The sequence below is a fragment of the Pseudaeromonas pectinilytica genome (assembly GCF_054780855.1).
This window is the reverse complement of the sequence record NZ_BAAGVN010000080.1, coordinates 1-807: the sequence shown is the minus strand read 5'-3', so window position 1 is coordinate 807 and position 807 is coordinate 1. Positions and strand designations below refer to the sequence as shown.

Here is an 807-nt window from a genome sequence, read left to right as displayed (position 1 = left end):
ATTTTTTCCGGGATCTCTTTGATGGCACTGAGATGACGACCACCTTCCTTGATGGTTTCTCGGGTTACGCGCAGGGACTCTTCCAGGGCGACCGCGTGCTGTTGCAGCAGCTTCTCGACCACCTGGATATCATCAGAGAGCTGGTGTAATGGCGTTAATTCTTCAAAACGCTGCCGTAACTTGGCCAGTTTGTTATCCAACTCGCGGTCATGCCCACGACAAGCATGGGTCAGGCGCGTGATGAATTGTATGGCGCAGATTCGTTCGGCATCCGTTTGTTCGGCAAGCACACCCAACTCCAGTTCTTTTTGGTCCAGCCGTTCTCTGAGTTTGCTTAGTTGCCCAGCGATGGCAGATACATCATTCATCTCCAAGTTCCTTACGGTATTACGCCATGGCTGGCTGAAAAGCAAAGAGGTGAATCGACTCACCCGTTAGACAATGTGCTGCCACTCGATCAGCTGTTTGCCATGTAGCGCGTTGACTTTGACAAGTCCTTTGTCAATGGCCTCAAGCCTCGCATATGCGAGGCTTCTTGTTATGGCCCAATTGATCTAGCCTTGTTTAAAAATAAGATTGGTGTCCGTGTCTGCAGTATTAAAATGCACGACTGGGCTATCTTAGTTAAGCACTGAATCGCCATCGGTTTTGTAGACACCTCACAGTTAGATAAACTAATGTTGATTTGCACCCGGAACTGATCCACTTCTCCCCGTAATTTGCATCTGGCTAATAACATCATGTCGATCGGCCAATAACATCATGCCGATCACTATTTTTCTGCCCGCGTTTATAGCGTCTTTCTTT

At 48.2% G+C, this 807-nt stretch carries 1 pseudogene; it reads right to left on the bottom strand.

Annotated elements, in window-relative coordinates:
- Positions 1-368, bottom strand: a pseudogene (locus tag ACYVG7_RS05985) (GGDEF domain-containing protein); the annotation flags it as partial.
- Between the last annotated feature and the right edge of the window lie 439 nt (positions 369-807).